Genomic DNA, 21,297 nt, shown 5'->3' on the forward strand with positions numbered 1-21,297 from the left:
GTTATTCCTTCACGTAGGGTTCGCCGGCGGCTGCCGGCCCGCGGGATCGTCCCACCAGTCCAGCTACGGCGAAGATGGTCACGAGGTAAGGCATCATGGCCATGAACTGGCTTGGCACCGGAGTACCAATGATGGTCAAGATGACCTGCAAGTTATCGGCAAAGCCAAAGAGCAAGGCAGCGAGGAATGCCCCAATAGGGTTCCAACGGCCAAAGATGACTGCGGCCAATGCGATGAAGCCACGACCGCCGGAGATTTCCTTGGTGAAGGAGTCGATGGCGACCAAGGTGAAGAAGGAACCACCGATACCGGCCACGATGCCACCCAAGGTGACATTCCAGAAGCGGGTGCGGTTGACCTTGATACCCAGGGTGTCAGCGGCCTTCGGGTGTTCGCCCACGGCACGCACGCGCAAACCCCATTTGGTCTTGAACAAACCAAACCAAACGATGAAGACCGCAAGGTACATCAGGTAACCGATGACCGACTGCTTGAACAGAATTGGACCGATCACTGGGATCGCCGAAAGCAACGGAATTTCAATCACTGGAAGGTGAGCTGGCGAGTTGTACAACTCTGGATCTTCCTGCATCACGGTGGTGAACAGGAAGCCGGTGATACCGGAAACCAAAACGTTGAGCACAACGCCGACGATGATCTGGTTGACCAAGTATTTGATGGAGAACAGCGCAAGGATCAAGGAGACCAAGGCACCGGCAATACCGGCTGCGATCAGACCGGCAAAAGCATTTTTGGTCAGTGAGGAAACTAGCGCTGCGGTGAATGCACCACCCAGTAGCTGACCTTCAATGGCAATGTTGACCACGCCGGCACGCTCACAGAGCACACCGGAGAGTGAACCGAAGACCAGTGGGACCGCCAGCACCACAGCACCGGCCAGCAGACTTGCCAGCGAGATGGTGGTGATATCGGCACCGGCAACAACCCAGATGAGGAAGGCTAGGACAAAGAGGATCGCTGCCAGAGCGATAATCCAGGTGGCTAGGGTCTTGCTCTTTTTGCGCTGCAACCATGAGTAGACCGCAGCTGCAATGAGCAGCAGGCCAATAACAATATTGCTGGCTTTTCCAGGGAAGACCAGCTCGGGAAGCTTAAACGCGTCGCCGGCGCTGTTCAGCGCGAAGTGCGCGCTTTGGCTGTTGCCCATCAGACCGAAACAGAAGAAGACAATTACAGCGATCGCCGTCAGGATGATCGGGGTCTTCTTACTTGGCAATACGGTGATTGCCGGCTGCAAGGTGGAGGAGGTCACTTGGCACCTGCCTGGGTAGTTTCGAGCTTAGGGCTGCGCTTCTTCTTGCGGTTCATACCGAAGATCGCCTTGACCAGTGGTGGAGCGGCGATGAACAGAACGATCAGCGACTGCACCACCGAGACAATGTCGATCGGGGTACCGGTAGTGATCTGCATGTTCACCGCACCGGCCTGGAAAGCTCCAAAGAGCAGGCCAGCAAAGAAGGTGCCCCACGGGGTGGAACGGCCGAGTAATGCGACGGTAATCGCGTCGAAGCCGAGCGAACCGGCAATACCGTTGGTCAGTACCTTTTCGGTACCCGCCACCTGAGCCACACCAGCGGCACCGGCAAGGGCGCCGGCCAAAGCCATGGCAATGATGGTGCTGCGAGCAACGTTGATACCTGCGGTTTTTGCAGCCTCAGGGTTGTGGCCCACGGCGCGGAATTCAAAACCGATGGTGGAGCGCTTGAACATCCACGAAACCAGAATCACCAGTAGCACGGCCATGACAAAGCCCAAGTGCAGGCGTGAACCTGGAACGGCTGGGAAGGTCGCGGTGGTATCCAAGATCGGAGAAATTGGGTTGGTTTCGCCTGGACGACGGAACGCCTGAGTGTTCATCAGGTAATCGATCAGATACAGCGCAACATAGTTGAACATGATCGTAAGGATCACTTCGTGAGCGCCGGTCTTGGCCTTAAGCAAACCAACGATGCCGCCCCAGATCGCACCGCCGATCAGTCCGAAGACGATCACCAGCAAGAGGTGCAGAACAACTGGAAGGTGCCAGGCAAAGCCAACGTAGCCGGCCAAAACCGAACCGATGATGATCTGACCCTGCGCGCCAATGTTAAACAGGCCCGCACGGAATGCCACTGCCACGCCGAGGCCGGCGCAGATTAGTGGGGTGGAAACGGTGAGGGTTTCCAAGAACGGCTTGAAGCCCTGGGTGGAGTTGTAAACTGCTCCGTTGAACAGTGCCACGTAGCTTTCGGTGGCTGCACGCCAAACCTCAGCGAAGAAGTCGGCAGGCCGGGCGAAGAGGTATCCGGCGGTCTCGGCAACCTTCTGATCGGTCACGGCGATCAGCAGACCGCCGATCACTAGGGCAACAATCACGCCGAGGACTGAAACTAGTCCCGGTCCCTGGGTGATTTGTTTAAAGAGGTCGTTGCCCGGTTTGTCGGAGTCGGGAATGACCGGTGATTTTGTGTCGCTCACTGGCCTTCTCCTTCCTGGTTTTCGCTGCGCTCGCTAGTGGGTACTGCTTCCACGGGCTCATTATCTGACTTAGTGAATTCGGCTTGTTCTGCGGCTTCTTCGGCAGTAACTCCGGCCATCATCAAACCGAGCACTTCGCGAGAAGTATTGCCCGGGACAATTCCGTTGATCTTGCCCTTGTAAAGCACGGCAATGCGGTCAGCCAGCTCCATGACTTCGTCCAACTCGGTGGATACGATCATTACCGGGGTGCCCTTGTCGCGTTCGGCGACAATGCGGCGGTGCAGGAACTCGATGGATCCCACGTCCACGCCACGGGTTGGCTGGGAAGCAATAAATAGTTTCAGGTCGCGGCTGAGCTCACGCGCCATGACAACCTTTTGCTGGTTGCCACCAGAGAGGCTGGAGGCTGGGTTCAGCGCGTTGTCGGTGCGAACATCAAAGTCTTTGATCTGCTGGGTTGCGTTCTTCTTGATCGCATCCAAGTTCATCGAGATGCCCTTGCCAAAAGGTGCGCGGTCATAAAGATCTAGGACCAAGTTCTCTTCGATGGAGAACTGGGTGACAAGACCGTGGACCGAACGGTCTTCGGGAACAAAACCGACGCCTGCGCGCAGAACCTGCTTTACCGATTTGCCAACAAGTTCTTCACCGGCCAACTTCACCGAGCCGGCGGTCACCGCTTGGGTTCCCAAAATGGCTTCGGTCAGTTCAGTCTGTCCGTTGCCCTGCACACCGGCCACTGCCAGAATTTCACCTTCGTGGATATCGAAGGTTACTGCGTTCAAAGTGGTGGAGCCCGCCGGATCAATCACGGTGAGGTCTTTGACCTGCAAGACTGCCTCACCCGGGGTGGCAGCGGCCTTGTTCAGGTTCAGTTCCACGGAGCGGCCGACCATCAGGTTAGCCAGCTCGGTGGTGGAGGATTCTGGTGACACCGAATCGATGACTTCACCGCGACGGATCACGGTAATAACATCGGAAACGGCTCGCACTTCACGTAGCTTGTGCGAAATGAAAACGATGGACGTGCCATTAGCTTTGAGCTGGCGCATGATTTCCAGCAGCTCGTCGGTTTCCTGTGGGGTCAGCACCGCGGTTGGTTCATCAAGGATTAAGATCTTGGCCTCGCGTACCAATGCCTTGATGATCTCCACGCGCTGTTGAACGCCCACTGGCAAATCTTCAACGATGGCGTCCGGATCAACGTCAAAACCGTAGCGGTCTGAAATTTCGCGGATCTTCTTTCGTGTGACCTGCAGGTCTAGCACGCCGCCAGCTTTGGTGGTTTCTGAGCCGAGGGCAATATTTTCTGCCACGGTGAATACCGGCACGAGCATGAAGTGCTGGTGCACCATGCCAATACCGGCAGCCATGGCGTCGCCTGGGCCGGAGAACTCGACGGGGTTTCCATCAAGCAGGATTTCGCCCTCGGTCGGTTGGTATAGACCGTAGAGCACGTTCATAAGCGTGGATTTTCCAGCACCGTTTTCGCCGAGCAGACAGTGAATCTGGGCGTCATCAACCAAGAGGTCAATGTTCTTGTTGGCGTAGAAAGAACCGAAGGCTTTCGAGATTCCCCGTAGTTCGAGTTTCACGATTCCACCATCTTCATAGTTCGTTGTGCGAGGTAGTTGGCCGGTTTGGCCTCTAGGCATTCATAAAGCGCGTCACCGACTCGCCGAGTATCGGCAAGGGGTGACGCGCTATATGGATTAGATACCTAAGCCTACTTTGGGCTTGCTGCCGATTCGACCTTGAGGTCACCGGAGATGATCTGTGCCTTCAGGGCTTCGATCTCCTTCTTGGTGTCGTCCCCGATAGTCGAGTCGAAATCGTGGAACGGTGCCAGTGCGACACCTTCGTTTTCCAAGGTGCCTACGTATGGAGTGGCGTCGAACTTGTCTTCGGAGTCAGCCTTGATGACATCTTCAACAGCCTTGTCCATGGTCTTGACGACCGAGGTCAGCATGTAGTCCTTGTAGTCAGGTGCGGTCAAGTAGCCATCGGAGTCAACCCAGATGAGCTTGGTCTTGTCGCCGCCCTTGTTAGCGTCAGCTACTGCAGCTCCAGCGCCCTTACCTACTGGACCGGCAACAGGCATGATCACGTCTGCACCAGCAGAGATGAAGTTCTTGGTGATCTGCTTGCCCTTATCCTGCTTTTCGAAGTCGCCGGAGAAGGTACCGTTCTGCTTCTTCTTGTCCCAGCCAAGCAGCTTGACGTTCTTGCCCTTGTCTTCGTTGAACTTGGCAACGCCATCAGCAAAGCCGTCCATGAAGATGGTGACGGTAGGGATCTGCATACCACCGAAGGTAGCAACGGTGCCGGTCTCGGAAGCCGCAGCAGCAGCGTAACCAGCTAGGTAAGCTGCCTGTGCCGTGTTGTAAATAATTGGCTTGACGTTCTTGATTGGCTTCTCGTACTGGTTATCGACGATAGCGAAGTGCGAGTCTGGGTTCTTTGCCGCAGCATCTGCGGTGGCATCTGCCAGCAAGAAGCCCACGGTGACAGTCAGGTCGCACTTGGCGCTCATCATGCCGTTGAGGTTGGTGGAGAAGTCAGCGTTGGACTTCGACTCGGCCTTCTTCACCTTGATGCCCAGGTCCTTTTCGGCCTGCATCAAACCGCGGTAAGAAGACTCGTTGAAGGACTGGTCATCGAATCCACCGGAGTCAGAAACGATACAACCGGTGTAGTCTGCGTTTGCGCCAGCTGAGCTGGACTCTTCCGGTGCAGCGCCGCAGGCGCTCAAAGCCAATGCCGAGATGCCGAGCATGGCTGCAGCCATACCGGTCTTGCGCGATACGAAGCGCATCTGTTCCTCCAAAGTTGGTGCGAGATCGTGTGGGAAAGTAGACACCAGCCACTCGTGCCGGTTAGCAGCATGCTAAGCCTCACGCGAGCGCCCCAAATGCCGTAGCATACCCATCGTTTCCATAGCCTATCGGAGATATGTCACAGGTAAAGACGATAAAGATTACAAACATATAACTAAGTGGCTTCAAAACGGCAAGCGCTTAACGTCAACGCCCAAGTCACCAAAAGAATTCACTAACTGTCAAAGAGTTGTTAAAAAGTTTTGAACCGACTGTGACCAACGTACTACTTAGCGTTAGCCTCTCGGACGGCCTGCACGGCGGCCGCAGTCATGATACGCACGCCTACACCAATGCATGATTCATCAGGAACGTAGTCTCCACGATGCAGGTCATAGGTCTTACCGCCAGGAGTTCGAGTACCTAGGCGCAACATCGCGCCAGGAACCTTCTGGGTCATCCAGGCAAAATCTTCCCCGCCCATGGACTGCGGGGTCAGTTCAATGGCCTCAGCACCAAATTCGCGGCGCGCAGCTTCTTCAATCAGGGCGGTTTCCGCTGGGGTGTTAACTACCGGCGGAACACCACGGGTGTGCTGCAGCTTGATTTCCACGCCGTACGGCGCAGCTACCTGACGTACAGCGTTGTCCAACAGCTCGCCAGCTTCGTACCAAATGTCCCCGTCCAAGCAGCGCATGGTGCCGGCCAAGTAGCCGGTGGCAGGAATGGCGTTTGGCGCGCTGCCTGCGTGGATCTGCCCCCACACCACAGAAACAGCTGAACGCACGTCGACCTTGCGCCCCAGCACTGCGGGAACCTGGGTGGCGATCTGGCTCATAGCAAAAACGATGTCTTCGGTCAGATGCGGACGCGAGGTATGTCCGCCGCGGCCGTTAACCTCAATACGAATGGTGTCGCTGGCCGAAGTGATGGCACCGATACGGGTGCCAATGTGGCCAGCATCGATCCTCGGGTCACAGTGCAAGGCAAGCACACGAGGAACTTCGTCAAGCAATCCTTGTTCAATCACCGACAAGGCACCGCCAGGAAGTTTCTCCTCGGCTGGCTGGAAGATCACTCGGACACGTCCGTTGAGCAATCCTTGGTCGTTCAGCTTGCCCAGCGACAGGGCAACGCCGAGCATCACGGTGGTGTGAATGTCATGCCCGCATGCGTGGGCCACTCCCTCAATGAGCGAAGCGTAGTCAAGATTGGTTTCTTCAACCACGGGTAGCGCATCAATATCTGCGCGGAAGGCAATGCGGATTGGACCCTCGCCGATGTCGACAAAAGCTCCCGTTGCTTCCATTTTTTGCGGGTTGAGCCCGGCAGCGCTCAGCGCTTTAATGATCCGGGCTGTTGTTTGGTGCTCCGCGAACGACAGCTCCGGGTTCCGATGCAATTCACGCCGAAAGTCGATCAGCTGATCGTTTAACGGCACGGTGAAGGTGGCGACGGAGGCAACATTGTCATATTCATTCACGGTGGACACCATTCGAACATACTCGTCCAACATCCGCAGATAACATTTCTTCGTAATGTTTGGCCACAACGCGAAACAGTTTAGGCATAAGAAAAGGTGGCGCCCATCGGTTTCCCGCTGGACGCCACCTTGAATCGTGAGACTAGCTTTCGCGAATTAGTTCCGCGCAGCGCTCACCGATCATCATCACTGTGATGTTCGGATTCACGGTTACCAACTCGGGCATGACCGAAGCATCTGCGACGCGTAGGCCGGTAACACCCTTAACCTTCAGCTGCGGATCAAGCGGGCTGAGTTCATCATCGGTGGCACCCATCCGCACAGTGCCAGCCGGGTGGTACACGGTGTTGTGGGTGCGCTTGATGTAGTCGAAGATTTCCTCATCGCTCTGCGCAGCCTTGCCCGGGAACTGCTCTTCCCCGGCCCACTGCCCCATGGCCGACTGCTCAACGATTTCACGGGCCTTACGGATACCGGCAATCATCACCCTGGCATCATGACCCTGCTCATCGGTGAAGTACCGCGGATCCACCTTCGGCTTGTCACGGAAGTCGCAGCTGCGCAGACGCACCGTGCCACGAGACTTCGCGTGAGTGACGTTCGGGGTCAGGCAGAAGGTGTTGTCCCCGGTGGGGTAGCCCTGACGCAGGGTGTGCATATCAAATGGAACCGAACCGTAGTGCATCATCAAATCCGGACGATCCAGACCTTCTTCGGTTGGGGTGAAAATACCAATCTCCCACCACTGGGTGGAGGTTTCAGGCATCGGCTTTTTCGCTTCCCACTGGATGACGCCTTCAGGGTGATCCTGCAGGTGTTCACCCACGCCCGGTGCGTCAACCAGTACCTCAACACCCACGGACTTCAGATGCTCGGCCGGCCCAATACCCGAGAGCATCAACAGCTTAGGCGAATCGATGGCGCCGGCGCTCAGCACCACTTCACGGCGGGCCGTCAAGGTGACAGTGCGACCAAAAGCTCCGTTGGCAACATCCACGCCGGTGCACTTTTTGTCCTGATCAAAGTTCAGCTTCTTGGCCTGCAACCCGGTGAGCACCGTGAAGTTTTTGCGCTCCAAGATGGGGTGGATGTACGAGACCGAGGAGGAAGAACGGGTTCCGTCAGTACGTCGGTTGATCTGGAAGAAGTTCGCTCCGTTGAGCACGGTCTGGTTGTTGTTGAACTTGGCTCGCGGAATCCCGGCCTGTTCACAGGCGTCAAGCAAAGCCACACCGCAAGGGTCATTGGCGGGAACGTTCATCAGCTTCACCGGACCACTGTCACCATGGTGTGGTGCGTCGGGGCCAGCGTCCTCGTTGGTTTCCAGCTGCTTGTACAGCCGGTAGGCCATGGCAGAATTCCAGCCGGTAGCCCCGTGCTTGCTCTCCCACTCATCGATATCTTCGCGTGGCGCCCAGAAGGCAATGCACGAGTTGTGGCTCGAACAGCCACCCATCACCTTGGCGCGAGCGTGGCGCATAAAGGAGTTGCCGTTTTCCTGTTCCTCGATCGGGTAATCCCAGTCCAGACCAGATTCTAAAAGCTCCATCCAGCGATCTAGCTGCAGCACTTCGTCGTAGTTACGATCATCGGGGCCAGCTTCAACGAGGGCCACTTCTACGTTGGGGTCCTCGCTCAAACGCGCTGCTACTGCCGAGCCGGCCGAGCCGCCACCAATGACGATGTAGTCAAATTCCTGCTTCATTTGGGATGCTCCTTACTTAAACCAACCGGTGACCTGTGGTGCCAGGTTCTGGTAAATATGTTTTGCTTCCTGGTACTCGCCCAGGCCGGTCGGGCCGAGCTCGCGGCCTACACCGGACTGGCCAAAGCCGCCCCACTCTGCCTGTGGCAGGTATGGGTGGAAATCGTTGATCCAAATGGTGCCGTGACGCAGCCGTGCGGCGATACGCTGGGTCTTTGAAGCATCCTGGCTCCACACCGCACCGGCTAGACCGTAGTCGGTGTCATTGGCGATCTGCACTGCTTCGTCTTCGGTGCTGAAGGTTTCCACGGTCACTACCGGACCGAAGGCTTCATCAACCACCACGGACATGCCGCGCTGAACCTGATCCAGAATGGTCGGCAGGTAGAAGCTGCCTGCTTCTAGTCCTGCGCCGTCCTCGGCCGTAGCACGGCGTCCACCACAGCGCACCCGCACACCTTCGGCGATGCCGGCCTGCACGTAGGCTTCCACCTTGGCCAGGTGGTCCTCGGAAATCAGTGCACCGGTTTCAGCTTCTTCATCAAAGGGTCCACCAAGCTTGATGTTTTTGGTGCGGCGCACCAGCTCATCAACAAACTTTTCGGCGATCGACTCTTCAACCACCAGTCGAGCTCCGGCGGAGCAAACCTGGCCGGAGTGCACAAATGCTGCGTTCAACGCGTTGTCAACGGCGGCATCAAAATCGGCGTCGGCAAAAATGACATTCGGGTTTTTGCCACCCAGTTCCAGTGCCACCTTCTTCACCGTGCCCGCTGCGGCTGCAGCCACCTTGCGACCGGTAACCAGACCGCCGGTGAAAGAGACCAGATCTACATCATGGTGCTCGGAGAGGATCGCCCCGGCCTGTGCACCGGTACCGGTGACCAGGTTGGCCACACCCTTGGGCAGGCCCAGCTCGTCGAGGATTTCCATCATCAAGATCGCGGTGGACGGGCTCAGCTCGGCTGGCTTGAGCACAAAGGAGCAGCCTGCGGCGATGGCCGGCGCAATTTTCCAGGCGGCCTGAAGCAGCGGATAGTTCCATGGGGTGATCATCGCGGCCACACCGACTGGTTCGTAGGTGATGCGGCTGAGAATATTGGCATCCCCGGCATCCACCAGACGTCCGGCGTCGTTTCCGGCGAGCTTGCCGAAGTAGCGGAAGCTGTTGGTGATGTCGTCCATATCAATTTCGGATTCGACCAGGCGCTTGCCGGTATCCAGGGTTTCGGCCAGCGCAAATTCGTCCTTGCGCTCAACCAAACGATCGGCGACCTTCAGTAGGAAGTCTCCACGTTCACCGGCCGGGACCTGGGACCAGATGCCTGAGTCAAAGGAAGCGCGAGCGGCAGCGATGGCGCGTTCGGAGTCCTCTTGGGCAGCCTCCGAGACCGTGGCTACCTCAATACCGTTGGCCGGGCACTTGATGGTGCGGGTGGCACCACTAGCGGCCGGCTGGAATTCACCGTTGATAAATAGGGTAGCGCCACTGTGTAGGCGCGGATTTTCATTGCGTGGAAAACTCATGCTTCCTCTTTCGGTGTCGTTTCAAAATCTGATTCCCAGTGGGTTTTGGATGCCCCACTGGCGTTGATCTGGCTCGGGGCGGCAAGTTCGGTCTGCGCTTCGAGGAACACCAGGTGCGCTTCGTACTGATCAAGCACATCGCAGATCAGTTGCTCCTTGGTCAGACCCATCAGGTCATAACCGTGGCTGCCTTCCTGGGAGAAAACTTCGACGCGGAAGTAATCGTTTTTGCCCGAGGAAACTCGCGCGAAGCTTGGCACCTGCAGCTGCACCGGATAGATCTGGTACTTAAACGGACGTTCTTCTCCGTTGGCGACCACCAGATCCAGCGAATCCAATCCCAGGTGCTCCACCTGTTCGATTTCCAGGCTGACCTTGGCCCCACGAACGGTGAATTCCTCGCTGACTTCCTGCAGGGCAGGCAACGCGGTCTCATTCAGGAACCGGGTAGTTGAACGCCGGCCCGGGTAGGTCATTGCGCGGGTCATGCGCTGCTTCCAATTGCGTCGATCCGAATTTGATCCCATGCGGCTGGTGAGCACCTTGTGCATGTTGTTCTGGTAGCTATCCGCCAGTGCAGTTTCCATGCGCAGGGACTTAAAGAGCCCCAGCATGATCAACACCAAAACAAAGGAGAAGGGCAATCCCATAATCACCGTGGCGCCCTGCAAGGTGGGCACCCCGTCAACAAAGAGCATGCCCAAGGTCAGCAGGCCGGTGGCCAACGACCAGAACAGTCGTACCGGTTTGGAGCCGTCGGCCTGTGGGTCTTTGAGGTGCGAGGTGAAGTTGGCCATCACCAGCGCACCAGAGTCGGCACTGGTGACGTAGAACAGCAGACCGGTGAAGGTTGCGATCGCCGCGGTCACCGGGGCAAAAGGCATCTGTTCCAGCAGCGAGTAGAACGCACGCTCTGGGGTATTCATCGCCACCTCTCCAAAGGCGGTATTGCCCGAGCGGACCAGTTCCAGTGCGCTATTGCCGAAGATCGAGATCCACAGCAGAATGAACGCAAAAGGAATCACCAGCACGGCGATGACAAACTGGCGGATGGTGCGCCCGCGCGAAATACGTGCCAGGAACAGTCCCACAAATGGGGCCCAAGCGATCCACCAGGCCCAGAAGAATAACGTCCAACCGTTCAGCCATTCATCCGGACGGTCATAGGCGAAGGTATCTAGCGCCATGGAGGGGAACATGGCGATGCTGTCGCCGATGTTGTTCACGATGCCGTCGAACAGGTACGCGGTGGAACCGGTGATCAGTACAAAGAGCATCAGCGCAATGCACAGCACCACGTTCAGCTCGGAGAGCCGGCGGATGCCCTTTTCCACACCGGTCAGTACCGAGACGGTGGCCATAATGACCGCAATGACGATCAGGATGATCTGCCACGAGCGGTTCTCCGGGATGCCGAACATAAAGTTCAGCCCGTAGTTCAGCTGCGCCACACCAATGCCTAAGGAGGTGGCGATACCAAAGATGGTGCCGAGCATGGCGGCGATATCCACGGTGTGCCCGATCCAGCCCTCGGTGCGCTTACCTAAAATCGGGTACAGCGCCGAGCGGATGGATAGTGGAAGGTTATGCCGGTAGGCGAAGTAGCCCAGCGCCAGGCCGATCAGTGCGTACAGCCCCCAGCCGAGCAGGCCGTAGTGGAATAGCGTCCAGGCCATCGCCTGTCGTGCCGCTTCTACGGTCGAGCCTTCAATGGCCGGCGGCGCCAGATATTGGGTGACCGGTTCGGAGACCGAGAAGAACATCAAATCGATGCCGATGCCGGCGGCAAAAAGCATGGCCGCCCAGGTGAACATGTTGAAGGTGGGGCGCGAATGATCCGGCCCTAAGCGGGTTTTGCCCACCTTGGAAATTGCGATACCCACAACAAAAACGAGTACCGAGACCACAATCAGGGTGTAGTACCAGCCGAAGTTTTTGCCGATCCAGTTCACCGTGGTGGTAATAACGGCGCTTGCTGATTCGCGGTCGATCATCGCCCACAGGGCAATGGCCAGCACCAGTAGTGCCGAGCCGTAAAACACCACCTTGTTGATTCTTGTTTTCTCCGCTGGCGGTGGCGAACCAGGCGGAGAATTGCTTTCGGACTTGGACAACTCATCGTTCATCTTGGCCGTAGTCATGTCTTCCAACCTATCAACGCGCCCACGTCTTTTGGCGGTCAATTTGGCTTTACCCCTACAGACCGCCACATAAAACGTGAGGTCAGGTCGGCATATTAAATCCTAGTTGGGAGATAATTCATAATTGCGTCAAAAATGACAAAGCCGAGACATACAACGGTTTTTGTTGTACATCTCGGCTTGGCCCAACAGTGTTTTTTGCCAGCGCGTGCGCTCTAGAGCACCTCGGTGGCTCCGTCAGCCTTTAGAGCTTCCACGGTCTGCTTGACCTTCTGCGCGTGCTCCTTGGTGGTGACCAACAGCGCGTCGGCGGTATCAACGACCACCACGTCTTCGATGCCGACCAGCGCGATGACCCGCGGACGATCCGAGTAGACCACGCCGGTAGCGTTATCGGCATACACGCGGACCTGCTTGTCTCCGAGGTTAATGATGCCCTCTTCGGCACTGGCCTTGTTCAAGCGGCCGATCGCGGCGAAGTCTCCCACGTCGTCCCAGTTAAAGACGCCGGGGATCACTGCCACATCTCCTGCGGCGGCTGCGGGTTCGGCTACCGCATAGTCGATGGCGATCTTTGGCAGATCGGGCCAGACTTCACGCATGACCTCGTCGCGTGCTTCGGTTTCCCAGGCATCTGCGATTTTCATTAGTCCGGCGTGCAGCGCAGGTTCATTGGCTTCAAGGTGCTCAAGCATCAGGCTCACCGGGGCGACAAACATGCCTGCGTTCCAGAAGAATCCACCCGAGGCCAGATACTTGCGTGCGGTATCCTCGTCCGGCTTCTCCACAAACTCCACCACACCACGAGCGGTGGGCGCGTTAGGGATATCCAGCAGCTGCCCGGTGCGGATATAACCGAAGGCGGTGGATGGATGAGTCGGATGGATACCGATGGTCACGATCTTGCCGGTGGCCGCGGTATGAATGGCTTCGCTCAAAGCCTCTTGGAACACCTGCACCGGCTCAATGACCTGGTCGGCGGCAAAGGAACCCATGATGATGTTCGGATCGCGGCGGTACAAGATGGCTGCGGCCAGCCCGATCGCTGCCGCGGAGTCGCGCGGCTCTGGCTCAAGCACCAGATCCTCGTCGCACAGTTCCGGCAACTGGCTGACTACCGCTCCACGGTGGGCACGACCGGTGACCACCATAATGCGTTCACCGGCCAGCGGGACCAGGCGGTCATAGGTGGCACGAATCAGCGTCGATCCGGAGCCTGTCAGATCGTGCAAAAACTTGGGAGCCGAAGCCCTGGACAGCGGCCACAATCGGGTACCAACACCGCCGGCGGGGATCACGCCGTGGAATCTGGCTAATAGGTCTGCATTCACGCATTCCAGACTAATTCATCCGGTGGATAATTCCGTCCATTGACATCTTTCATTGCGCGGAAATACGAACGGTAAGTATGCGGTAATAAGCCCGAAATATCAGCCACTGGGCGCTTTTTTCGTGCTATTCGGTGAACATGCTCACAGGAACTCGACACGAAATAGATTGCAGTGTGCCATGTGGTTTAGACTCGCACAAGGAACGCTCGCACAAGTGCGTCAAATCTCATTGTGTGCAATATACACATGCGCCGTTGCGAGCCTTGGAGGTTAAGTTCAGTGTCGAAGACTTCGTCAGGCACCCTTTACCGCGGCCATGAAGGCATGTGGTCCTGGGTGGGACACCGAGTCACCGGTGTCGCTATTTTTCTTTATTTGCTGGTGCACGTACTCGACACGGCAATGGTCCGCGTTGATGCTAACGCCTACAACGCCATCATCAGCACCTACCAGACTCCGTGGATGGCTTTTGGTGAAGTCGGTCTGGTTGCAGCAATCCTTTTCCACGCATTCAACGGTCTGCGTCTGATCCTGGTGGACTTCTGGAAGCAGGGTACCAAGTACCAGCGCCAGATGCTCTGGGGTGTTTTGATCCTCTGGGTTATCGTCTTCGCAGCTTTCGCAATCCGTCACCTGTCGATCGCTTTGGGAGGCCACTAAGCCATGAGCGTTTCTATTCCTGCTCCCCGCAGCCAGCGCATTGATCCTAAGTACAAGCGCGGACCGAAGTCGCACGGCAGCTTCGAGAAGCTGGCATGGCTGTTCATGCGCCTCTCCGGCGTAGTACTGATCGTGTTGATCTTCGGCCACCTGTTCACCAACCTCATGGTCGGCGAAGGCATTTCCGGCATCGGCTTCGGCTTTGTTGCTGGCAAGTGGGCTTCACCGCTGTGGCAGTTCTGGGACTTGGCACTGCTGTGGCTAGCCATGCTGCACGGCGCCAACGGAGTGCGCACCGTCATCAACGACTACGCAGAAAAGCACGCAACCCGCGCTTGGCTCAAGGGCATTCTGTACGTCGCAACAATCTTCATCATCGTGCTGGGCTCCCTGGTGATCTTCACCTTCGATCCTTGTGTCACTGGTAGCCAGCTACAGCAGTGCCTGTAACTCCTCGTTTCAGCCGATAGCAAGATAGATTTTTAGAAAAGAGAGCATCAAGAATGCAGGTACATAAGTACGACGTAGTCATCGTCGGTGCCGGTGGTGCAGGTATGCGCGCAGCGATCGAATCCGGTCAGCGTGCACGCACCGCAGTGCTAACCAAGCTTTACCCAACCCGCTCGCACACCGGTGCAGCCCAGGGTGGTATGTGTGCAGCACTTGCCAACGTCGAAGAAGACAACTGGGAATGGCACACCTTCGACACCGTTAAGGGTGGCGACTACCTGGTTGATCAGGACGCAGCCGAGGTTATGGCTAAGGAAGCCATCGACGCCGTGCTCGACCTGGAAAAGATGGGCTTGCCCTTCAACCGAACCCCAGAAGGCAAGATTGACCAGCGTCGCTTCGGTGGCCACACTCGCGACCACGGCAAAGCCGCCGTGCGCCGCGCTTGCTACGCAGCAGACCGCACCGGTCACATGATTCTGCAGACCCTGTACCAAAACTGCGTCAAGCACAACGTTGAGTTCTACAACGAGTTCTACGTACTTGACCTGTTGACCGTTGAAGAAGATGCTTACCGCGAGGACGGCACCGCCTACAAGCAGAAGCGTGTTGCTGGCGTTGTCTCCTACGACCTGGCTACCGGCGAACTGCACGTGTTCCAGGCAAAGTCGATCATCTTCGCAACCGGTGGTGCCGGCAAGGTCTTCAAGACCACCTCCAACGCACACACCCTGACCGGTGACGGCATGGGCATTGCCTTCCGTAAGGGTCTTCCACTGGAAGACATGGAGTTTGTTCAGTTCCACCCAACCGGCTTGGCCGGCCTGGGCATCCTGCTCTCCGAAGCTGCTCGTGGCGAAGGCGCAATCCTGCGTAACTCCGACGGTGAGCGCTTCATGGAGCGCTACGCTCCAACCATCAAGGACTTGGCACCACGAGACATCGTGGCTCGTTCGATGGCTAACGAAGTGCGCGAAGGCCGCGGTTGCGGTCCTAACAAGGACTACGTCCTTCTGGATTTGACCCACCTGGAACCAGCACACATCGATGCCAAGCTTCCAGACATCACCGAGTTCGCTCGTACCTACCTGGGTGTGGAACCATACACCGAGCCAGTACCAGTGTTCCCAACCGCCCACTACGTCATGGGTGGCATGCCAACCAACATCGACGCAGAGGTACTGCAGGACAACAACACCGTTGTTCCAGGTCTGTACGCTGCCGGTGAGGTTGCTTGTGTATCGGTGCACGGATCGAACCGTCTGGGCACCAACTCGCTGTTGGACATCAACGTCTTTGGTAAGCGCGCCGGCATCTCGGCCGCTGAATACGCCAAGACCGCTGAATTTGTTGAACTGCCTGAAAACCCAGAGGTATTTGTTACCGAGCAGCTCTCGGCCCTGTTGGATTCCAACGGCACCGAGCGCGTTTCGGAATTGCGCACCATCTTGCAGGAGACCATGGACGCTAACGTCCAGGTATTCCGCGATGAGAACACCCTGAAGGAAGCCCGTGGCGTTGTTGAAGAACTGCGCACCCGCTACAAGAACATCGGCATCCAGGATAAGGGCAAGCGCTTCAACCTGGATCTGCTCGAAGCTGTAGAACTCGGCTTCCTGCTGGACTTGGCCGAGGTTATGATCGTCGCTGCCCTTCACCGCAAGGAATCCCGCGGCGGTCACTACCGCGAAGACTTCCCGAACCGTGATGACGAGAACTTCATGAAGCACTCGATGTCCTTCCGCGATGCCGACGCTATCACCGAAGACATCCGGGGTATCCGCATGGAAACCAAGCCGGTCATCTTTACCCGTTACCAGCCAATGGAGCGTAAGTACTAATGAGCACCGAACTGCCAGAACCCCCATCAAAAATTGAGCTGAAGCCTGGTGTTGGTGGCGGCGGAGAAATCCCTAGCTTCGACATCACCCTGCGCGTTCGCCGCTTCCTTCCAGAAGCCACCGCGGATGCTTACTGGGAAGACTTCAAGCTGACCATGTACGGCACCGACCGTGTGCTCGATGCCCTGCACAAGGTCAAGTGGGAGCACGACGGCTCGCTGTCCTTCCGCCGCTCCTGCGCGCACGGTGTGTGTGGCTCCGACGCGATGCGCATCAACGGCCGTAACCGCCTGGCCTGCAAGACCCTGCTCAAGGACCTTGACACCTCCAAGCCGATCACCGTTGAAGCCATCAAGGGCCTGCCCCTTGAAAAGGACCTCATCGTCGACATGGAACCGTTCTTCCAGTCCTACCGCGAGATCATGCCATTCTTGATCTCCAAGGGCCACGAACCAACCAAGGAACGCTACCAGTCCGCTGAGGACCACGCGAAGTTCGATGACACCACCAAGTGCATCCTGTGCGCCGCGTGCACCAGCTCCTGCCCAGTGTTCTGGACCGACGGTCAGTACTTCGGCCCAGCTGCGATCGTGAACGCACACCGCTTCATCTTCGACTCCCGCGATGATGCAGGCGACATGCGTCTGGAAATCCTGAACGACAAGGAAGGCGTGTGGCGTTGCCGCACCACCTTCAACTGCTCCGAAGCATGCCCACGTGGCATCCAGGTAACCAAGGCTATCGCCGAGGTTAAGCAGGCAATTCTCTCGCGCACCGTCTAAGGACGCGCCAAGAGGCCCGAACCATTGATGGTTCGGGCCTTTTTGCACCCCTTCAACTCCTGCGCGTGTCGTGGCATGATGGGCAGTACTCGCCCTTTCCCAATGCACCACAACGCGCAGGAGCAAAACATGGCCAGTGAACCAACATCGACAACCCAGGCAGGCATCCCGGCAGCCAGCGACCGCAACTCGCTGACCGTGGGCCCCAACGGGCCGATCGTGCTGCACGACCACCACCTGATCGAGACCCTGCAGCATTTCAACCGGATGAACGTGCCCGAACGCCGTCCGCACGCCAAGGGCGCCGGAGCCTTCGGAGAGTTCGAAACCACCGAAGATATCTCGGCGTACACCAAGGCGGCGCTGTTCCAGCCCGGGGTGAAAACCGAAGCACTGATGCGCTTCTCCACCGTCGCCGGCGAGCTGGGCTCACCGGACACCTGGCGCGATGTGCGCGGCTTCGCGATGAAGTTCTACACCACCGAAGGCAATTTCGATCTGGTCGGCAACAATACCCCGGTCTTCTTTGTCCGTGACCCGATGAAGTTCCCGCACTTCATCCGCTCGCAGAAGCGGCTTCCCGATTCCGGGTTGCGCGATGGCACCATGCAGTGGGACTTCTGGACGCAGAACCCCGAATCCGCCCACCAGGTCACCTACATCATGGGCCAGCGCGGCTTGCCCAAGACCTGGCGCGAGATGAACGGCTACGGCTCGCACACCTACATGTGGGTCAACGCAGCCGGCGAGAAGTTCTGGGTCAAGTACCACTTCCTGAACAAGCAGTCCGAGAAGTTCGAGACCATGAGCGGGGCACAGGCCGAGGAACTGGCCGGGGCCGACGCCGATTTCCACCGCCGCGACCTGTTCGAAGCGATCAAGGCCGGCAATTTCCCGCAGTGGGACCTGTACGTGCAGGTCATGCCGTACGAGGAAGCGAAGACCTACCGGTTCAACCCCTTCGATTTGACCAAGGTCTGGTCCAAGAAGGACTACCCGCGGATCAAGGTCGGCACCATGACGCTGAATAAGAACCCGGAGAATTTCTTCGCGCAGATCGAGCAGGCAGCCTTCTCCCCCGGGAACATGGTCCCGGGCATGGGGATGAGCCCGGACAAGATGCTGCTGGGACGCAATTTCGCCTATGCTGACGCACAGCGCTACCGCATCGGCACCAATTTCCAGCAGCTGCCGGTGAACAAGCCCAAGTGCCCGGTGCACTCGTACAACTTCGAAGGGAATATGACCTACGAGCACACCGGCGATCGCAGCGTCTACGCGCCAAACTCCTTTGGGGACTCGTGGAGCGATGAAACCGGTCCGGCGGAGACTTCCTTCGAGTCCGACGGCGAACTGGTCCGCGAGGCCTACACGGTGCGCAAGGACGACGGGGACTTCGTCCAGCCCGGCATTCTGGTCCGCGAGGTGATGGATGATGCCCAGCGCGCCGAACTGGTCCAAACTGTCACCGGGGCGCTGGACGGGGTCATCGAACCGGTGCTGTCCAACGCGATCGAGTACTGGAAGAACATCGACGCGGACACCGGAGCGAAGATCGAGGCCAACGTCCGCCAGAAGTAAACCGCCAGTGAGCACAGAAAACGCCAGCCTTGAGGCTGGCGTTTTCTGCATGGCATTTTGGGAGCCTAGGAGCCCAATGCGATGTCCTCGCTGAAGTTCCAATCCCCGCCACGGGTATCGAACAAATGGATGCGATCCGCCGCGAAGGACAGATGCGCCTGACCCAACGCAGCCTCCGCGGCGTCCAATTGCCGCGCAGGCACATTCTGGGCGATCGTCAGGTGCGGATGGTAGGCGAAGGCTGATTCGTGCCGCAGTGCGTCGCCCAGCAGCGCACGATGCAGCTTCCAGCATTCATCCGTGCCGGTTTCTAGCGGCAAGAAAACCACGTCACTGGCCGGCCGGAAGGTTCGAGCCGGACCCAGCTGGATGGTGAAAGGCTCCACCGTGGCTGCTACTCGGCGCACCTGGGCCGCCGCCTTCTCCCATGAATGCAGGTACGAGCCCGAGACCAAGGTGATATGTGGGGCGATGACCTCGGTCGCCGCTCCCCCGAATTCCCGGCGCCAGGCACGTAAAGTCTCCCGGTGCGGTTGTGGCACCGGGATCACTACGCCCAGGGTGTAAACCATCTGATTCCTAGATACCCAACGGCGGCAGGAAGCCGACCTTCTGGTATACGTCGGCCACGGTCTTCGAGGCGACTTCGCGGGCCTTGGTGGCACCGGCGAGCAGCAGGCGATCAAGCTCCGCAGGATCATCAAGCAGCTCTAGGGTGCGGGTGCGGACCGGGGTCAGCGCTTCCACCACGGCCTCGGCCACGGCCACCTTGAGGTGACCGTACATCTTGCCCTCAAACTCGTTGACCAGTTCCGGAACGTGCTTGCCGGTCACGGCGGCCAGGATATCAAGCAGGTTGGATACCCCAGGCTTTTCGGCCTTGTCATAAGCCACCACGGACCCGGCATCGGTGACCGCGGACTTGATGCGCTTGGCGATCAGCTTCGGTTCGTCGAGCACGTTGATCAGGCCAGCGGGCGACTCAGCCGACTTGGACATCTTGGACGTCGGGTTCTGTAGGTCATAAATGCGTGCGCCCTCTTTGGGAATGAAGGCCTCGGGCACGGTGAAGGTCTCACCAAATCGGTGGTTAAAGCGCTTGGCCAAGTCGCGAGCCAGTTCCACGTGCTGACGCTGGTCATCACCCACCGGCACGCCCTGTGGCTGGTAGAGCAAAATGTCCGCAGCCATCAGGATGGGGTAGGTGAATAGGCCCACGCTGGCGGCATCCGCGCCACCCTTGGAGGACTTGTCCTTAAACTGGGTCATCCGGCCGGCTTCGCCAAAGCCGGTGATGCAGTTGAGCACCCAGGCCAACTGTGCGTGCTCGGGCACCTGGGACTGGACAAACAAGGTGGACTTGTCCAGGTCAATGCCGCCAGCGATGTACTGGGCAGCGGTCACCCGGGTGCGAGTGCGCATCGCTTGTGGATCCTGCGGCGTGGTGATCGCGTGCATGTCCGGAATGAAGAAAAACGCCTCGTACTCGTCCTGGGCCTTAACCCAGTTGACCAGTGCGCCCAAGTAGTTGCCTAGGTGCAGCGAATCGGCCGATGGCTGCATGCCCGAGAGGACGCGAGAACGGTTGGTGTTCATTGTGGTTCCTTAGAACTGGTAGTCGACGACCAGCGGTGAGTGGTCGGAGAAGCGCAAATCGTAGGCCGAGGCACGGTCTACGTGGGACTTGATGGCCTTGTCGGCAAGGGCGGGGGTGGCCATGTGGTAGTCGATACGCCAACCTGCGTCGTTGTCGAAGGCCTGCCCACGGAAGGACCACCAGGTGTAGGGGCCCTGTGCATCGCCGGCGAGCTCGCGGGCCACGTCCTTGTAGCCCGTCTCACCGAAGAAGCCGTCAAAGTAGGCGATCTCCTCGTCCATCACACCGGCGCGCTTATTGTGGTTTGGCTTCCAGTTTTTGATGTCCTTCTCGGTGTGCACGACGTTCAGATCGCCCACCACCAGAACATGGTCCTTCTCATTTTTCAGCTCGACTAGGCGCACGTTCATGCGCTGCAAAAAGCGGTACTTATCTTCCTGCTTTTGCGTGCCCAGTTCGCCGGAGTGCACATAGGCGGAGACGACGGTGAAGATCTCGCCGTTGACCTCGAAGTCTGCTTCGACCCAACGGCCGGATTCTGCGAAGTACTCCTCGCCGATGTTTTCGCGCACGGCAACCGGTTGAAGGCGCGAGAGTACAGCCACGCCAGCGCGGCCCTTGTCCTTGGCTTCGGCGTGCAAAATGTGCCAGCCCTCGCCGATCAGATCGCGCAGGACTTGATCCGGTGCGCGCACTTCTTGCAGGCACAGGATGTCGACGTCGCGGGCGGCGATCCAGTCGGCCATATTGCGCTTGTAGGCGGCGCGAATGCCGTTGACGTTGACCGACGCAACGCGCAAAGCGCCGGCGTCCTTGCTCAGAATTTCCACGCTGGTAGGTATCACCTAACCAGCTTACAAAATTCTGCGACCAATTACGCGTTGATCACCTCTGAGCCGAAT

Annotated in this window: 17 protein-coding genes; 5 read left to right on the forward strand and 12 right to left on the reverse strand. The window is 58.0% G+C overall.

Annotated elements, in window-relative coordinates:
• Position 1: 1 nt before the first annotated feature.
• The 9 genes from EYR88_RS13120 to EYR88_RS13160 form a co-directional block, all read right to left on the reverse strand.
• On the reverse strand, positions 2–1,273 hold the full coding sequence (locus tag EYR88_RS13120) for an ABC transporter permease (protein WP_131090202.1): 1,272 nt from the start codon (positions 1,271–1,273) through the stop codon (positions 2–4).
• Complete coding sequence (locus EYR88_RS13125) at positions 1,270–2,478, reverse strand: ABC transporter permease (RefSeq protein WP_131090203.1); 1,209 nt, start codon at positions 2,476–2,478, stop codon at positions 1,270–1,272. The genes EYR88_RS13120 and EYR88_RS13125 overlap by 4 nt, the downstream gene beginning before the upstream one ends.
• The gene (locus tag EYR88_RS13130; protein WP_131090204.1) at positions 2,475–4,076 is read right to left on the reverse strand and encodes an ABC transporter ATP-binding protein; all 1,602 of its coding nucleotides are present in this window, start codon (positions 4,074–4,076) and stop codon (positions 2,475–2,477) included. Before EYR88_RS13130 ends, EYR88_RS13125 begins: the two co-directional genes overlap by 4 nt.
• Positions 4,077–4,207: 131 nt before the next feature.
• Complete coding sequence (locus EYR88_RS13135; protein WP_131090205.1) at positions 4,208–5,296, reverse strand: BMP family ABC transporter substrate-binding protein; 1,089 nt, start codon at positions 5,294–5,296, stop codon at positions 4,208–4,210.
• A 287-nt stretch (positions 5,297–5,583) separates the two neighbouring features.
• Positions 5,584–6,780, reverse strand: a complete 1,197-nt coding sequence (locus EYR88_RS13140) for an amidohydrolase (RefSeq protein WP_242632582.1) — start codon at positions 6,778–6,780, stop codon at positions 5,584–5,586.
• 142 nt (positions 6,781–6,922) lie between these two features.
• Positions 6,923–8,485 (reverse strand): GMC family oxidoreductase N-terminal domain-containing protein, encoded by a 1,563-nt coding sequence (locus EYR88_RS13145; RefSeq protein ID WP_131090207.1) that lies wholly within the window; start codon positions 8,483–8,485, stop codon positions 6,923–6,925.
• 12 nt (positions 8,486–8,497) lie between these two features.
• Positions 8,498–10,012 carry an aldehyde dehydrogenase family protein gene (locus EYR88_RS13150; RefSeq protein ID WP_131090208.1) on the reverse strand — a complete coding sequence of 505 codons (1,515 nt, stop codon included), beginning with the start codon at positions 10,010–10,012 and terminating at the stop codon, positions 8,498–8,500.
• Complete coding sequence (gene betT, locus EYR88_RS13155) at positions 10,009–12,153, reverse strand: choline BCCT transporter BetT (RefSeq protein ID WP_131090209.1); 2,145 nt, start codon at positions 12,151–12,153, stop codon at positions 10,009–10,011. The genes EYR88_RS13150 and betT overlap by 4 nt, the downstream gene beginning before the upstream one ends.
• Before the next feature lie 215 nt (positions 12,154–12,368).
• Positions 12,369–13,484, reverse strand: a complete 1,116-nt coding sequence (locus EYR88_RS13160) for a mannose-1-phosphate guanylyltransferase (RefSeq protein WP_131090210.1) — start codon at positions 13,482–13,484, stop codon at positions 12,369–12,371.
• Between the two features lie 279 nt (positions 13,485–13,763).
• On the opposite strand from EYR88_RS13160, the gene sdhC reads away from it, so the two are divergent.
• From sdhC to EYR88_RS13185, 5 genes are all read left to right on the forward strand, one after another.
• Positions 13,764–14,144: a succinate dehydrogenase, cytochrome b556 subunit gene (gene sdhC, locus EYR88_RS13165; protein WP_131090211.1), complete on the forward strand. Its 381-nt coding sequence runs from the start codon at positions 13,764–13,766 to the stop codon at positions 14,142–14,144.
• A 3-nt stretch (positions 14,145–14,147) separates the two neighbouring features.
• Positions 14,148–14,594, forward strand: a complete 447-nt coding sequence (locus EYR88_RS13170; protein ID WP_131090212.1) for a succinate dehydrogenase hydrophobic membrane anchor subunit — start codon at positions 14,148–14,150, stop codon at positions 14,592–14,594.
• A 53-nt stretch (positions 14,595–14,647) separates the two neighbouring features.
• Positions 14,648–16,435, forward strand: coding sequence for a succinate dehydrogenase flavoprotein subunit (gene sdhA / locus EYR88_RS13175; protein ID WP_131090213.1), 1,788 nt, complete (start codon positions 14,648–14,650; stop codon positions 16,433–16,435).
• Positions 16,435–17,217 (forward strand): succinate dehydrogenase iron-sulfur subunit, encoded by a 783-nt coding sequence (locus tag EYR88_RS13180; protein ID WP_131090214.1) that lies wholly within the window; start codon positions 16,435–16,437, stop codon positions 17,215–17,217. Before sdhA ends, EYR88_RS13180 begins: the two co-directional genes overlap by 1 nt.
• A gap of 129 nt (positions 17,218–17,346) precedes the next feature.
• Positions 17,347–18,798 (forward strand): catalase, encoded by a 1,452-nt coding sequence (locus tag EYR88_RS13185; protein WP_131090215.1) that lies wholly within the window; start codon positions 17,347–17,349, stop codon positions 18,796–18,798.
• Between the two features lie 65 nt (positions 18,799–18,863).
• On the opposite strand, the gene EYR88_RS13190 is transcribed toward EYR88_RS13185, so the two are convergent.
• The 3 genes from EYR88_RS13190 to EYR88_RS13200 are packed head-to-tail and all read right to left on the reverse strand — an operon-like array spanning position 18,864 to position 21,240.
• Positions 18,864–19,370 carry a 2'-5' RNA ligase family protein gene (locus EYR88_RS13190; protein WP_165477367.1) on the reverse strand — a complete coding sequence of 169 codons (507 nt, stop codon included), beginning with the start codon at positions 19,368–19,370 and terminating at the stop codon, positions 18,864–18,866.
• A gap of 7 nt (positions 19,371–19,377) precedes the next feature.
• The gene (gene trpS / locus EYR88_RS13195) at positions 19,378–20,394 is read right to left on the reverse strand and encodes a tryptophan--tRNA ligase (RefSeq protein WP_131090217.1); all 1,017 of its coding nucleotides are present in this window, start codon (positions 20,392–20,394) and stop codon (positions 19,378–19,380) included.
• A 9-nt stretch (positions 20,395–20,403) separates the two neighbouring features.
• Positions 20,404–21,240: an exodeoxyribonuclease III gene (locus EYR88_RS13200; protein ID WP_131090218.1), complete on the reverse strand. Its 837-nt coding sequence runs from the start codon at positions 21,238–21,240 to the stop codon at positions 20,404–20,406.
• Between the last annotated feature and the right edge of the window lie 57 nt (positions 21,241–21,297).

Origin of the sequence: Arthrobacter sp. S41, assembly GCF_004320535.1 — a bacterium.
Lineage (GTDB): Bacteria > Actinomycetota > Actinomycetes > Actinomycetales > Micrococcaceae > Glutamicibacter.

What these genes read in the sequence shown, in the direction of transcription:
- EYR88_RS13135 (WP_131090205.1), bottom strand. Translation starts at nt 5,296, where the DNA reads ATGCGCTTCGTATCGCGCAAGACCGGTATGGCTGCAGCCATGCTCGGC.
- EYR88_RS13145 (WP_131090207.1), bottom strand. Translation starts at nt 8,485, where the DNA reads ATGAAGCAGGAATTTGACTACATCGTCATTGGTGGCGGCTCGGCCGGC.
- EYR88_RS13150 (WP_131090208.1), bottom strand. Translation starts at nt 10,012, where the DNA reads ATGAGTTTTCCACGCAATGAAAATCCGCGCCTACACAGTGGCGCTACC.
- betT (WP_131090209.1), bottom strand. Translation starts at nt 12,153, where the DNA reads ATGACTACGGCCAAGATGAACGATGAGTTGTCCAAGTCCGAAAGCAAT.
- EYR88_RS13170 (WP_131090212.1), top strand. Translation starts at nt 14,148, where the DNA reads ATGAGCGTTTCTATTCCTGCTCCCCGCAGCCAGCGCATTGATCCTAAG.
- sdhA (WP_131090213.1), top strand. Translation starts at nt 14,648, where the DNA reads ATGCAGGTACATAAGTACGACGTAGTCATCGTCGGTGCCGGTGGTGCA.
- EYR88_RS13180 (WP_131090214.1), top strand. Translation starts at nt 16,435, where the DNA reads ATGAGCACCGAACTGCCAGAACCCCCATCAAAAATTGAGCTGAAGCCT.
- EYR88_RS13185 (WP_131090215.1), top strand. Translation starts at nt 17,347, where the DNA reads ATGGCCAGTGAACCAACATCGACAACCCAGGCAGGCATCCCGGCAGCC.
- EYR88_RS13190 (WP_165477367.1), bottom strand. Translation starts at nt 19,370, where the DNA reads ATGGTTTACACCCTGGGCGTAGTGATCCCGGTGCCACAACCGCACCGG.
- trpS (WP_131090217.1), bottom strand. Translation starts at nt 20,394, where the DNA reads ATGAACACCAACCGTTCTCGCGTCCTCTCGGGCATGCAGCCATCGGCC.